The sequence below is a fragment of the Klebsiella sp. MBT K-1 genome (assembly GCF_002556465.1).
Taxonomy (GTDB): domain Bacteria; phylum Pseudomonadota; class Gammaproteobacteria; order Enterobacterales; family Enterobacteriaceae; genus Klebsiella; species Klebsiella grimontii.
In genome coordinates this window covers 90,468-103,414 of sequence record NZ_PDEL01000002.1, presented here as the reverse complement: position 1 = coordinate 103,414, position 12,947 = coordinate 90,468, and the positions used below count along the sequence as shown (strand labels likewise).

The 12,947-nt window shown below is 56.1% G+C and carries 13 protein-coding genes; 7 read left to right on the top strand and 6 right to left on the bottom strand.

Going from position 1 to position 12,947, the window contains the following annotated elements; all coding sequences use genetic code 11:
• Positions 1-102 precede the first annotated feature (102 nt).
• Together mlc and CMQ96_RS02960 are read right to left on the bottom strand one after the other, a co-directional pair.
• Positions 103-1,323: a sugar metabolism global transcriptional regulator Mlc gene (gene mlc, locus CMQ96_RS02965; RefSeq protein WP_004135633.1), complete on the bottom strand. Its 1,221-nt coding sequence runs from the start codon at positions 1,321-1,323 to the stop codon at positions 103-105.
• Between the two features lie 133 nt (positions 1,324-1,456).
• Positions 1,457-2,350: a LysR family transcriptional regulator gene (locus CMQ96_RS02960; protein ID WP_004135628.1), complete on the bottom strand. Its 894-nt coding sequence runs from the start codon at positions 2,348-2,350 to the stop codon at positions 1,457-1,459.
• Between the two features lie 118 nt (positions 2,351-2,468).
• On the opposite strand from CMQ96_RS02960, the gene CMQ96_RS02955 reads away from it, so the two are divergent.
• Positions 2,469-3,719, top strand: coding sequence for an MFS transporter (locus CMQ96_RS02955; RefSeq protein WP_004135626.1), 1,251 nt, complete (start codon positions 2,469-2,471; stop codon positions 3,717-3,719).
• 35 nt (positions 3,720-3,754) lie between these two features.
• Here the strand turns inward: CMQ96_RS02955 and CMQ96_RS28765 are convergent, their stop codons facing one another.
• A complete protein-coding gene (locus CMQ96_RS28765) occupies positions 3,755-3,847 on the bottom strand; it encodes a hypothetical protein (RefSeq protein ID WP_004119695.1) in 93 nt (30 codons plus the stop codon).
• A 291-nt stretch (positions 3,848-4,138) separates the two neighbouring features.
• Between CMQ96_RS28765 and CMQ96_RS02950 the strand changes: the two genes are divergently transcribed.
• From CMQ96_RS02950 to CMQ96_RS02925, 5 genes are all read left to right on the top strand, one after another.
• The gene (locus CMQ96_RS02950) at positions 4,139-5,626 is read left to right on the top strand and encodes a carboxypeptidase M32 (RefSeq protein ID WP_004135623.1); all 1,488 of its coding nucleotides are present in this window, start codon (positions 4,139-4,141) and stop codon (positions 5,624-5,626) included.
• 176 nt (positions 5,627-5,802) lie between these two features.
• Positions 5,803-6,228 carry an acid resistance repetitive basic protein Asr gene (gene asr, locus CMQ96_RS02945; protein ID WP_004135622.1) on the top strand — a complete coding sequence of 142 codons (426 nt, stop codon included), beginning with the start codon at positions 5,803-5,805 and terminating at the stop codon, positions 6,226-6,228.
• A gap of 18 nt (positions 6,229-6,246) precedes the next feature.
• Positions 6,247-6,381: a hypothetical protein gene (locus CMQ96_RS28805; protein WP_255256974.1), complete on the top strand. Its 135-nt coding sequence runs from the start codon at positions 6,247-6,249 to the stop codon at positions 6,379-6,381.
• 246 nt (positions 6,382-6,627) lie between these two features.
• Positions 6,628-6,846: a hypothetical protein gene (locus CMQ96_RS02930; RefSeq protein WP_224257058.1), complete on the top strand. Its 219-nt coding sequence runs from the start codon at positions 6,628-6,630 to the stop codon at positions 6,844-6,846.
• A gap of 577 nt (positions 6,847-7,423) precedes the next feature.
• On the top strand, positions 7,424-8,236 hold the full coding sequence (locus CMQ96_RS02925; protein ID WP_004135618.1) for a serine protease: 813 nt from the start codon (positions 7,424-7,426) through the stop codon (positions 8,234-8,236).
• A gap of 4 nt (positions 8,237-8,240) precedes the next feature.
• On the opposite strand, the gene CMQ96_RS02920 is transcribed toward CMQ96_RS02925, so the two are convergent.
• From CMQ96_RS02920 to mdtJ, 3 genes are all read right to left on the bottom strand, one after another.
• Positions 8,241-10,397: a bifunctional diguanylate cyclase/phosphodiesterase gene (locus CMQ96_RS02920; RefSeq protein ID WP_049088932.1), complete on the bottom strand. Its 2,157-nt coding sequence runs from the start codon at positions 10,395-10,397 to the stop codon at positions 8,241-8,243.
• 105 nt (positions 10,398-10,502) lie between these two features.
• Positions 10,503-10,832 (bottom strand): multidrug/spermidine efflux SMR transporter subunit MdtI, encoded by a 330-nt coding sequence (gene mdtI / locus CMQ96_RS02915; RefSeq protein ID WP_049086380.1) that lies wholly within the window; start codon positions 10,830-10,832, stop codon positions 10,503-10,505.
• The gene (gene mdtJ / locus CMQ96_RS02910) at positions 10,819-11,181 is read right to left on the bottom strand and encodes a multidrug/spermidine efflux SMR transporter subunit MdtJ (RefSeq protein WP_004135616.1); all 363 of its coding nucleotides are present in this window, start codon (positions 11,179-11,181) and stop codon (positions 10,819-10,821) included. The genes mdtI and mdtJ overlap by 14 nt, the downstream gene beginning before the upstream one ends.
• A gap of 525 nt (positions 11,182-11,706) precedes the next feature.
• On the opposite strand from mdtJ, the gene CMQ96_RS02900 reads away from it, so the two are divergent.
• Positions 11,707-12,741 (top strand): AI-2E family transporter, encoded by a 1,035-nt coding sequence (locus CMQ96_RS02900; protein ID WP_004135610.1) that lies wholly within the window; start codon positions 11,707-11,709, stop codon positions 12,739-12,741.
• The last annotated feature ends 206 nt before the right edge of the window (positions 12,742-12,947 follow it).

Below are 12,947 nucleotides of genomic sequence, written 5' to 3'. Positions count from 1 at the left end.
AAATATACGGGAGAGAAATAATCAACTGTGGAAAAAGTCTACGCGATGCCGCCGGAAGCCAGCTTGAGATAGCGCAATTTTTGGTGTGAATATGAAAAAATGTTAACCCTGTAACAGTCGTATCAGCAACGATCCGTTATAGAGGGCATCCTTAACCAGGGCCGCGCCAGCCATCGTTCCCCGGTTAGAAAACTGGGTGCTTTCCACGGCAATATGTCGGCTATAGGCTGGTAACGATTGTTGTCGAATACAATCAGATATTGCCGGAAACAGAATATCCGCGGCCAGGTTGAAGGGGGAGCCGATAAGAATTTTTTGCGGGTTAAAAAGGTTAACCATAATCGCCAGAATCCGCCCGACGTGGTTCCCGACGCCGCTGATAATGTCCCGCGCCAGCAAATCCCCCTGCAGCGCGGCCTGACATAGCCATTCAACGCTCAGCGGCTGCTGGTGCAGCATCGAGCTCATCGACTTCGCCATGCGGATCTGCGCCAGCTCCAGCACGCTCTCCACGCTGGCGATCGTTTCCAGACAGCCATGGTTGCCGCAATAGCAGCGTTTCCCATACGGGTCGACCTGGGTGTGGCCGATCTCGACCAGGCTACTGCTGCCCGCGTGCAATAGACGGCCGTCGGTGATCACCCCCGCGCCGACGTTATGGTCTATCACCACCTGAATGACATCCCGCGCGCCTCTCGAGGCGCCAAACAGCGATTCGGCCATGGTCCAGGCGCTGATATCGTGCTGAATATAGACCGATACGCCGGTATGGTTGGCTAAGATCTCGCCCAGCGGCATATCCTTAACGTCTTCATAAAAAGGCATCCGGTGGATGATACCGTGCTCGGTGTCGATGATCCCCGGCATGGTGACGGCGATGGCGGTTAATCGCTCCAGCTTCTTTTGGTGACGAATAAAGAACTGGTCAACATGATCGAGTAGCCGGGTCGCAAAAGGCTGAACGTGCTGTAACGCCAGTTCAAGCTGCTCTTCCACCACCAGCGCGCTGCTTAAATCCCGCAGCGCGAGGTGGAGCTCGCCGCGGCTGATGCGGATAGAGAGATAGTGCCAGGCTTCTGTTTCCACCATTAGGCCAACGGCAGGCCTTCCCCGGCTACCCGGCTCCTGGATTTCCGTCTCCTGGACCAGATGCGCTTCCAGCATTTCACGGACGATCTTGGTGATGCTGGCAGGCGCCAGCTGCGCGAAGCGCGAGAGGTCGATGCGCGACACCGGGCCAAGCTGATCAATGAGGCGATAAACCGCGCCCGCGTTGGTCTGCTTAATTTGATCGATATGGCCTGGCTGACTGTCCGCTACCACCGTTGACTCCCTTTATTTTCGCGCTTCGAAATAAACTGACGGCTATGGTGAAGCACTTCAACGGTAATCGTCAAATTTTTGCTTAGCCTTGTGATTTACCGCACATTTTTAGCCGTTATTTGTCCTAAATAACTCACGTGGCGCTGGCAAGCAGCGATTCGCGAAAACGCCGGGCCGCCTGCCCCTGTTCACGATGTTTCGACCACACCAGCCACATTTCCGATACCGCATCCTGCTCTTCGATGGGCAGCCAGCACATTTCCGATAGCTGAACCCGTCTGAACGACGCCGGCAAAATCGACACCCCAAGCCCGGCGGCAACCAGGCCGATAATCGTCATCGCTTCCCCCACTTCCTGGGCGATCGTTGGCGTCAGATCGTAGCGGCGCAGCAGGCCGAGAATATCGTCATACAGCCCGGTACCGACATGGGGATCGAAAAACACAAACGGCTCCCGCGCCAGTTCCCGCAGGCTGACGCGCGGCTGGCTCGCCAGCGGATGATCGCGCGGCACCATCGCCAGCAGCGGTTCGCGCAGCACTCTTTCCCAGACCAGGGTTTCCGGCAGTTGGGTATTACGCATCAGCCCCAGATCCAGCGCCCCCTCGTTCAGCGGCACAATCTGCTCGCGCGTGTTGGTTTCCCGCGTCTGAATATGCACATCGGGATAGCGGCGTCGGAAGGTCGATAGCGTGTCCGATACCGCCTTAATAAAGGGGGCCGAGGAGGTAAAACCAATGCGCAGTTCGCCGGTTTCGCCGTGATGAAGACGGGCTGCCCGCGCGGCGGCATCGTCCACCTGGGAGAGGATCTGCCGGCTATCGGCGAGAAACTGCCTCCCGGCTTCCGTCAGGCTGACGCTGCGGTTCGTCCGGGCAAACAGACGTGCGCCAATTTGCTGCTCAAGGATTTGAATCTGCTGGCTAAGCGGCGGCTGAGAGATATTTAACCGCGCCGCCGCGTGGCCAAAATGGAGCTCTTCCGCCACGGCAATAAAATAGCGCAGATGACGTAGTTCAATATTCATATCTAAAACGTCTTATTTGAGATTATTAATATATTAGACAGAATATTTACATTTTCCTACTCTGAATAAGTGGCCATTGCGGTCGCTCAACTCTCTGTTTATCACCAAGGATTTTTCCGTGAGTCGTACAACTACCGCTGACACCGTCCCGGCAAACGACGTCAGCGACATTATCGCTCCTCAGCCAAACCAGTTTATCAAACGCGGTACCCCGCAATTTATTCGCGTCACCCTCGCCCTCTTTTCCGCCGGACTGGCGACCTTTGCGCTGCTCTATTGTGTTCAGCCGATTCTGCCGGTGCTCTCCAGCGAATTCGGCGTCTCGCCGGCCAGCAGCAGTATCTCGCTGTCGATTTCCACGGCGATGCTGGCGGTCGGCCTGCTGTTTACCGGTCCGCTATCCGACGCCATCGGCCGCAAACAGGTGATGGTGACCGCGCTGGTGCTGGCTTCCTGCTGCTCCCTGCTGTCGACGATGATGTCCAGCTGGCATGGGATCCTGATTATGCGCGCCCTGATCGGCCTGTCGTTGAGCGGCGTGGCGGCGGTCGGCATGACCTATCTGAGCGAAGAGATCCACCCCAGCGTCGTGGCGTTCTCAATGGGGCTGTATATCAGCGGAAACTCGATTGGCGGCATGAGCGGCCGTCTGCTGACCGGGGTATTCACCGATTTCTTCGGCTGGCGTATCGCGCTGGCGGTCATTAGCGGCTTCGCCCTCGCAGCCGCGCTGATGTTCTGGCGCATCCTGCCGGCGTCGCGCCACTTCCGTCCAACGTCGCTGCGGCCAAAATCGCTGCTGATCAACTTCCGCCTGCACTGGCGCGATCGCGGACTGCCGCTGCTGTTTCTTGAAGGTTTCTTATTAATGGGGGCATTCGTAACGCTGTTTAACTATATCGGCTATCGTCTGATGCTCTCGCCGTGGTCGCTCAGCCAAGCGGTGGTTGGCCTGCTGTCGGTGGCCTATTTGACCGGAACCTGGAGTTCGCCGAAAGCCGGGGCGATGACCGTTCGCTACGGTCGCGGCCCGGTACTGCTGTTCTCCACGGCGGTAATGCTCGGCGGCCTGCTGCTGACCCTGTTCTCGTCGCTATGGCTAATTTTTATCGGCATGCTGCTGTTCTCCGCGGGCTTCTTCGCGGCACACTCGGTAGCCAGCAGTTGGATCGGCCCGCGCGCCCGTCGCGCCCGCGGTCAGGCGTCATCGCTCTATTTGTTTAGCTACTATCTGGGTTCCAGCATGGCGGGGACGTTAGGCGGCGTGTTCTGGCATCACTACGGTTGGAACGGCGTCGGCGGGTTTATCGCGCTGATGCTGCTGGCGGCGCTGCTCACCGGCGCGTGTTTGCATAAACGGCTGAAATAACGCGGGTTAACGTGGCCTGTCGCGGGCCACGCTATTCACCACATCCCCAGTACCGACGACATTCCTAACACCTCTCTAACGGCATCGATAGAAAGCAGAGCAATAAACAGCCAGGTAAACGGATTCATAATCCACCTCGCATAGGCGGGCTGTGCCTGCATTAAGTTTAGCCGCGGTTCAGAGAAAGCGTCTGTTACTTTACGCACATCCGGATTATTTCGAGCCAAACATAAAATACGCAATCGATTAATCCCTACATTATGCTAATGGCCGGCGAGCCGATGCGGGCGGCGATGTCCGATTGCCTCAGGAGATTTGTGGCGGAAGGCCCCGCATCCCTCGACCCCATCGGCGTATCACGATAGTGTAGAGGCCAACGAAAACCTCTTTTGTTCACTTGCCACCTTCAGAGTGTAAACATGACCGAAAACAAAAATTATCATCAGCTTACCCGCACCTTTCAGCGACTCTCCCGCTTCTCGCATCTCTCGGCCATCGCCGGCTGGGATATGTTCGCCATGATGCCGCCCGGCGGCAGCGCGGCCCGCGGCGCGGCGCTCGCCGAGCTCGGCGTTTTGCAGCATCAGATCCTCACCGACAAGAAAGTGGGTGAATGGCTACAGAACGCGCTTCAGGAAGAGCTAAATGATGTGGAACAGGCCAACCTGCGCGAAATGACTCGCCAGTACCAACAGGCGGCGCTGCTGCCGGAAAGCCTGGTGGAAGCGAAATCGCTGGCGGGTAGCCGCTGCGAGCACGCCTGGCGCAGCCAGCGTCCGGCGAACGACTGGCAGGGTTTTGCCGAGAACCTGCGTGAAGTCGTCAAACTGAGCCGCGAGGAGGCGCAGATTCGCGCGGCGGCGAAAGGCGGCTCCCGCTATGACGCTCTGCTGGATATTTTTGAACCGGATATGACCAGCGCCCGTCTGGACGTGCTGTTCGCGGACCTGAAATCCTGGCTTCCTTCGCTGCTGGAAAAAGCGGTTGAGAAGCAGGCACAGACGCCGCTCATCGAACCTCAGGGGCCGTTTCCGATTACCGACCAGCGCGAGCTGGGACTGGAAGCGATGCGCGTGCTAGGATTTGATTTTGACGGCGGACGCCTGGATATCAGCGCCCACCCATTCTGCGGCGGCGTCCCCGAGGATGTGCGTATCACCACGCGCTACAACGAAAACGACCTGCTCAGCGCGCTGTTTGGCGTGATTCACGAAACCGGCCACGCGCGCTATGAACAAAATCTGCCGCGTAACTGGCTCGATCAACCCATCGCCCTCGCCCGTTCTACGGCGATCCATGAGTCGCAAAGCCTGTTTTTCGAGATGCAGCTTGGCCGCAGCGACGCCTTTCTGCAGCGCCTGCTGCCAACGGTACGCCAGTACTTTGGCGAACAGCCGGCCTTTAGCCGCGAAAACTTCATCGCCTGGAATCAGCGCGTCAAGCCGGGCTTTATCCGCGTCGACGCGGATGAGGTGAGCTATCCGGCACACGTCATTCTGCGCTATGAAATTGAACGCGCGCTGATTGATGGCGACATCGAGGTCGATGATATTCCGGCGCTGTGGGACGAAAAAATGCAGCACTGGCTGGGACTTTCCACCACCGGCAACTACCGCGACGGCTGTATGCAGGATATCCACTGGACCGACGGCGGTTTTGGCTATTTCCCTTCCTATACGCTTGGCGCGATGTACGCCGCTCAGCTGATGGCTTCCGCCAGACGGGCGCTACCGCAGCTGGAAAGCGATATCGCCAACGGTAACTTCAGCGCCCTGTTTGACTGGCTGCGGCAAAATATCTGGCAGCACGGTAGCCGTTTTACCACCTCGCAGCTGATTCAGCATGCTACCGGAGAAGACCTTAACAGCGCCTATTTCCGCCAGCACCTTACCTCGCGTTATCTGTAAATCACCGGCGTCGGGCCCCGCTCCCGACGCCGTGTTCCACCTTGGCCGCAGCACGTTGTACATACGGTTACACGCCGATACCAAACACTCACGGAAACCTCGATAAGACAAGCATATAGTTCTTTCAACGGCCCCGCAGTGGGGTTGAAACAAGAAACCTTTTCGAGGATATCAGAATGAAAAAAGTATTAGCTCTGGTCGTTGCCGCTGCTATGGGTCTGTCTTCTGTTGCTTTCGCTGCCGATGCTGCCACCACCACAACTCCGGCGCCGGCTGCTGCAACTCACAGCACCACCGCTAAAGCGACCCACCATAAGAAACACCATACCGCCGCTGCCAAACCGGCTGCTGAGCAGAAAGCGCAGGCGGCTAAAAAGCACAAAAAAGCCGCAGCTAAACCTGCTGTAACCCAGAAAGCCCAGGCAGCTAAAAAGCACAAAAAAGCGGAAGCTAAACCGGCTGCCGCCCAGAAAGCCCAGGCCGCTAAGAAACACAAAAAAGCCGCTGCTAAACCTGTAGCTCAGAAAGCGCAGGCAGCTAAAAAACACCACAAAACCACTAAACATCATACCGCTAAACCAGCTGCACAACCGGCTGCTTAATCTCCCGGGTTAAGTTGTGTGATACGATATCGGCGCTGTCTTCAGCGCCGTTTTTTTCTGGAGAGCACCATGCTGCGGCGCTATCGTTTTGAGCTCATCCTGATCCTGCTGATTATCTGCGCGCTGGTCGCCAGCCGTTTTTTCCTTTACTAAAGATGTAGCTGCCACACGTTATATCCCAACCCATAGATCGCCAGAAGCAGCAGAAAAAGAGCCGAGACCCTCGTCAAGCGTTTGGCGCAACGCGCCGTTAACCAACGACGAACCGCCAGAATGAAAAGCGAAAGCACGCTCAGATCGATCGGCACCCACACCGCCGTCAATATCCCCAGACTGCAGCCGAAACTGTTGGTGAGATGAATAAGCTGCGGAAAAAAAGCGGCAAAAAAGAGAATATCTTTGGGATTGCCTAATCTGCCCGCGATCCGCGCGGGACTGCTGGCCTTGCCCTTCTCTACCGCGATAGCCACCGGCGAAGGCTACTATTTTGTCTGGCCGAAAAATACGCTCAGCCCGCAGCCGATCGCCCTATTGCAGCGTTTTTTAAACCAGCATATTCCCGGTCCGCTCCCCGCTGACGTTATCCGCCAGGGCGCGGCCCCGGATTACAGTACGTGAACCGCCGTCACCAGCAGATAGCCCGTGGCGCCCCAAATCATTGCTGACACCAGCGAAACGTAAACTAATGCGCGAATACCTTGCTTAGACATAAATCCTCCCGTATATCGGGTGTTTGATATTGCAGATATCATCGCCGGGATAACATCTCTGTTTGCTCAACAAGGTGGTAGCAATAACAACGTTTACGGTGAGAAAATGTTTCGCTTTGAAAGTAATTGATAAACAGGTAAAGAAGTGCGCTTATCCTGCAAAGAAATCTCTTTTTTCCCGCAATATTGGCGCTGTTTAGTCATTAGGGACTTGAGAAAAAGCTGAAGCGGGAATCATTTTATCGCTACCCGCTGGTTGTACGTTCGGATACACGATTTCTGTTGCTTCCGTTGCCCTTTTCTGCGGAAATAACGCCGCAGGAAAATGGTGTTAACATATTGAATTCACACCATTCATCCGTAAGCGACTGGCGATTTTAGCTGATTCCGCCCGCCGTCTGGCTTAATTAAAATTATTCTTAACTTTCATAAACTTAAATCTGCTGCTACTTTCAATAGACATAATTATCTCCCCAGAGAGTGATATGCGTAGAGACGTCCTGTTATTACTGTGTTCCATTTCCCTGTTTCCAGCGCTGGTCCAGGCCGATGATGATGGCATGAGTGCAAAAGATATTAAGACGCTGTTTTTTGGTCATGACGACCGAAAACCGGTCAGCAACCCCACGGACGATCCCTGGGATGCGATTGGGCAACTGGAAACCGCCAGCGGTAATCTCTGTACCGCGACGCTGATCGCCCCCAACCTGGCGCTCACCGCCGGTCACTGCCTGCTGACGCCGCCCAAAGGCAAGCCGGATAAACCCGTCGCGCTGCGCTTTATCTCGCGCAAAGGTGGCTGGGTGTACGAAATTCACGGTATTGAAGGCCGCGTGGACCCTTCGCTGGGCAAACGGCTTAAGGCCGACGGCGATGGCTGGATAGTTCCCAGCGCCGCGGCGCCGTGGGATTTTGGCCTGATCGTGCTGCGCTACGCCCCTTCCGGTATTACGCCGGTGCCGATTTTTAGCGGCAGCAAAGCCGATCTGACCGCGGCGCTCAAGACCGCAGAACGAAAAGTGACTCAGTCAGGCTATCCGGAAGATCATCTGGATAATCTCTACACCCACGAAGATTGCGTGGTCACCGGCTGGGCGCAAACATCGGTGCTCTCCCATCAATGCGATACGCTACCCGGCGATAGCGGCTCGCCGCTGCTGCTGAAAACCGACGACGGCTGGCAGGTGATCGCGGTACAGAGTTCGGCGCCGGGGGCAAAAGATCGCTGGCGGGCGGACAACCGCGCCATCTCGGTGACCGGCTTTCGCGATAAGCTTGAGGCGCTGGCCGCCCAGTAAGCGGTCAGCCTTGCTGCTGGCGCAGCTGCAATAACGATGCGACGGGCATCGGCTCGCTGAAGAAGAAGCCCTGCAATTTGTCGCATCCCGCCCGTCGCAGCAGCGCCAGCTGTTGCTGATTTTCAACGCCTTCCGCCACAACCGTAATCCCCAACGCCCCGGCAATGCGCACGGTACCGCGCACCAGCTCCGCCGCCTGGGTATCCACATCCACCAGCCCGGCCAGTGATTTATCGATTTTGAGACTGTCGAAGCTAAAGCTGCGTAAATAGCCGATGCTGGAGTAGCCGGTGCCAAAATCATCGAGCGCCACCGCGATCCCCAGCGACCTTAAATTTTCAATCGCCGCCCGCGCACGCTCGGGATTCTCCAGAACGTAGCTCTCCGTAACCTCAAGCTGTAACCGACGGGCCGGGAAATGGCAGCGGCCCAGCACCTGCACCACCCGCGACTCAAACTCCGGGTCGCGGAACTGCGCCGGAGAGATATTCACCGACAGCAGCAAATCGTCTAAAGGCTGCAGCTCGCTACAGGCGCGTTGCAGAACAAACTGACCAAGCGCGTAGATCAAACCGCTACTTTCGGCAATACCGATAAACGTGTCCGGCGGCAGCGCCCCCTGCGGACGTCGCGGCCAGCGCAGCAGCGCTTCCACGCCCTCCATAACCAGCGTATCGGCGTTGACTATCGGCTGGTACCAGACATCAAACTCTTCGTTCTCCAGCCCCTGGCGGATGCCGTTTTCGATATTCAGCTGATACTGCCGCGCGTCGCTGAGCGCTTCGTCATACCAGGTGGTGCGCCCTTTACCGGTTTTTTTCGAGTGGTACATGGCAATATCGGCGCGGCGAAAAAGCTCGGTGCTGGAACAGCTCGCCGGGACGCCGCTGGCGATGCCGATGCTGGCGCTGATATAAATTTTTCGTTCGTTGAGGATAACGGGGGCTTTTAACAGTTCCAGCACCGCCCAGGCAAAGGCCAACGCCTGATTTACCGCCTGTTCGCCGCTTACGGTCATCGCAAACTCGTCGCCGCCCATTCGCGCCAGCATCCCTTCGGGAGGCACGCGCTGCCGAAGCTCTTTAGCAATATGAATAATCAACGCATCGCCTACATCGTGGCCGTAGTTATCGTTAACATCCTTAAAGCCGTCGAGATCGATAAACACCACGCTTTGCGTCTGGTACTGCGCGTTTTCGCATACCTGATTAAGACGTTCGATCAGCGCCCGCCGGTTTGGCAAGCGGCTCAGCCAGTCGGTCATGGCAATATTGCGCGCCAGCTTTTCGCCGCGCGCCAGCTTGTAAAGCCCGAGGCAGCTGAAGAGAATAAACAGCAGGATCAGCCCCGCTGCCACGACGGCGATCAGCCGAATATTGTTTGATGCCGCCCGCGCGGCTTCAGCGCCGGGAAGTCCCGGCTGCCAGCTCAGATAGCCAACGATTTCCCCGGACTGGGTGCGGAGCGGGATACTGTATTCGCCGCCGCCTGGCGTGACGTGGAGGTTGCGGATCTGAAACGTATCGCCCAGCCGCTCAAGCATTTGCGGGTTAATATGACGGCTGATCACCAGATAGCGACGCGTATCATCATAAACCTGCAGCCGTCCTGTCGTCGGGCGAATCAGGCCAATGGCAATAAAGGCGATACCGGCGCGGGTTCGGGTGATGCCGGCATAAGCGCTTTTGCCGCTGCGTAGGGCGGCGGCATGCTGCGAGATGAGCGAATGAAAACCGTTGCCGAGAAATTGGGTATCCTGTTCGGTAAAGCTCTCACTGCGAAACGATCCCCACAGCACGCGATAGTGCTGGTCGAGCACGAAAGTGCCGTCATAAAGGTTATTGATCTTAAAGCCGGAGCCCCAGGAGTTATAGAGCCATTGCGGATCGAGCCGGTCGGTATAGGTCTGATGCACCGCATCGTCCCAGATAGCGTTATCCATCACCAGCGACAGCACGCGATTCACCGAGGTTTGCACCGCGCCATCCACCGATAGCACGGAACGATGCTTATCAATTTCGTTTGCTTTCAGGCCGATCAGGTGCTGGCTGAGGTAGAGGAGCGAAATAATGGACACGATTAAGCCAATCCCGGCGAGGACAATCATGATGGAAAGCGTTCTGGCGGAGGGAATATTGCGCCAGCCTGGCAAATGGATCATGTTCTGCCCTCATGTCGGCCGGTAGCGAAATACGCCGAACTGGCTCTTTTTTAAGAGTAATACAGAGAGCAGAATTTGCCGCCCGCATCCACAGGCGGCATCATATCAGGCGAGTTTAATTAACACCATGCCGACCACCAGCAGGAGCAGGCCGGCCCAGCCTTTATGATTCAGACGCTGGCCAAACAGCACCCAGCCGGCGGCAATGGTCGCCGCGATGCCGAAACCGCCCCACAGCGCATAGGCCACCGACAGGTCAATCCCTTTGACCGCCTGCGAAAGCGCGCTGAAGGCGCCAAGAACCGCCGCCAGCGACATAAGGCCAAAGAACTTACGTCGAAAACCGTCGGAAAACTTAAGAAAAACGTTGGCCATAATTTCCAGCGCGATAGCCAGCGCCAGCCAGGCGGCATGGACCCACTCAAACTGTTGCATGAGTTTTCTCCTTGCCCGGTTTCACCGTTTTCTGCGTTCCCGATTTAATCAATACAATCCCGGCGACCAGGGTGACCAGACCGGCAATTTTTATCGTCGACAGCGTTTCATCAAACAGCAGAACGCTGAAAATCGTGATCAGTAAAATGCCGATCCCTTCCCATAGGGCATAGGCCACGCCGAGGGCGATTTTTTTCACGGCGAAAGCCAGGAAAATATAGGAAAGCGCAATCATCACCAGCATTAAAATAAAACCAGTGTGGCCGCCGCTTACGCTTGCCCATTTCATCGACAAAGTGCCGGTAATTTCAGCAACGATTGCTAAAGCTAATAAAATCCAATAAAACATGATCCCTTCTCCTGCTTGAGAATATAATCCATTACGGCTTACAGCGAAGTAAACCGGAAAAATTCTGACGTTATTTTAGCCGTGCGCAGCGCGCCAGCTCAGGCAGAGAGAAGAAGACTAAAGCGCCGAGCGCCAGTGCTGCTCGCCGAGGAAGCGGGAGTTGGAGTGGGAGACTGCAGGGTGAAGCGAAATATACATCCTGAACTGATTGTCCATAAAATTACAATTATCCGCGGTATTGCTTCTCATCATTTGCGGATGAAAATTGTCCTCTGTAGTTATACACACGCAGATTTGTACCATAACACTACATTTAACTCAAAGACTTTGCAGTTCTTTACCTCTGCTATTTGATTTGGATTAGTTTTTTCCGATAGCAAACGCCATTATGATATCGTTCCAGTCATTATTTATTAATGGGTCGGTTTTTTTCATTTTAACTGAGGCGACGCGTTGAGACGCCGACTTTGCCAACGTCTACAATGACTCCTATTAGACCCCATTTTTTCTCGCGCAGGGAGCGGTATGGCCAAACCCATCATCACGCTTAACGGCTTAAAAATAGTCATCATGCTCGGCATGCTGGTTATCATCCTTACAGGCATCCGCTTCGCGGCGGATATTATCGTGCCTTTTGTGCTGGCGATCTTTCTGGCGGTGGTGATTAACCCGCTGGTTCAGCTGATGGTGCGCTGCCGGGTGCCGCGGGTACTGGCGATTTCGCTCCTGGTCGGGGTGATTGTCCTGCTGGCCGTGGTGCTGCTGGCCTCGCTCGGCACCTCGCTTAACGAGCTTGCGCGCACCCTGCCGCAGTATCGCAACTATCTCTATGAACCGATGCAGACCGTCGCGCCGTGGCTGCAGCGCTTCGGCTTTACCGTGTCGGTGGTGGAACTGAATAAATATATAGACCCCAACGCGGTGATGACCCTGGTAACCGGGCTGCTTACCCAGCTTTCCAACGCGATGTCCTCTATCTTCCTGCTGCTGCTGACGGTGGTGTTTATGCTGCTGGAAGTACCGCAGCTTCCCGCGAAGCTGCAGCAGCTGATGTCGCGGCCGGTGGAGGGAATGGGCGCGATTCAGCGCGCGCTGGATAGCGTCTCTCACTATCTGGTGCTCAAAACCGCCATCAGCCTGGTGACCGGGCTGGTGGTCTGGGGAATGCTGGTGCTGCTGGACGTCCGATTTGCCTTTATGTGGGGACTGCTGGCTTTTGCGCTCAACTACATTCCCAATATCGGTTCGGTTCTCGCGGCCATCCCGCCGATTTTGCAGGTGCTGGTATTTGGCGGTCTGTACGAAGCGCTGGTGGTGCTGGCGGGCTATCTGGCGATAAACCTGGTGTTCGGCAATATCCTTGAACCGCGCATTATGGGCCGCGGGCTGGGGCTATCGACGCTGGTGGTCTTCCTGTCATTGATTTTCTGGGGCTGGCTGCTGGGGCCGGTGGGGATGCTGCTCTCGGTACCGCTGACGATTATTGTCAAAATCGCCCTCGAACAGACGGTGGCCGGGCAAAGCATCGCCTTCCTGCTGAGTGATTTAAGTAAAAACTAACGAGATTGCTCGCAGTTCCCCCGGAGGCGATGCTGGCGCATCTGTCCCGGCTACCGGCCCGCAGACGACCTTTAACCTGTAGCCCGGCTAAACGCAGTGCGAGCCGGGAAGCCGCGTCAATGCCTCAACCCGGTACGTCCCCCACTCGTAGACCAATCATTCGCAATCATTATTGATCGTCATCACATCTCTGCCCCGCCAATCAT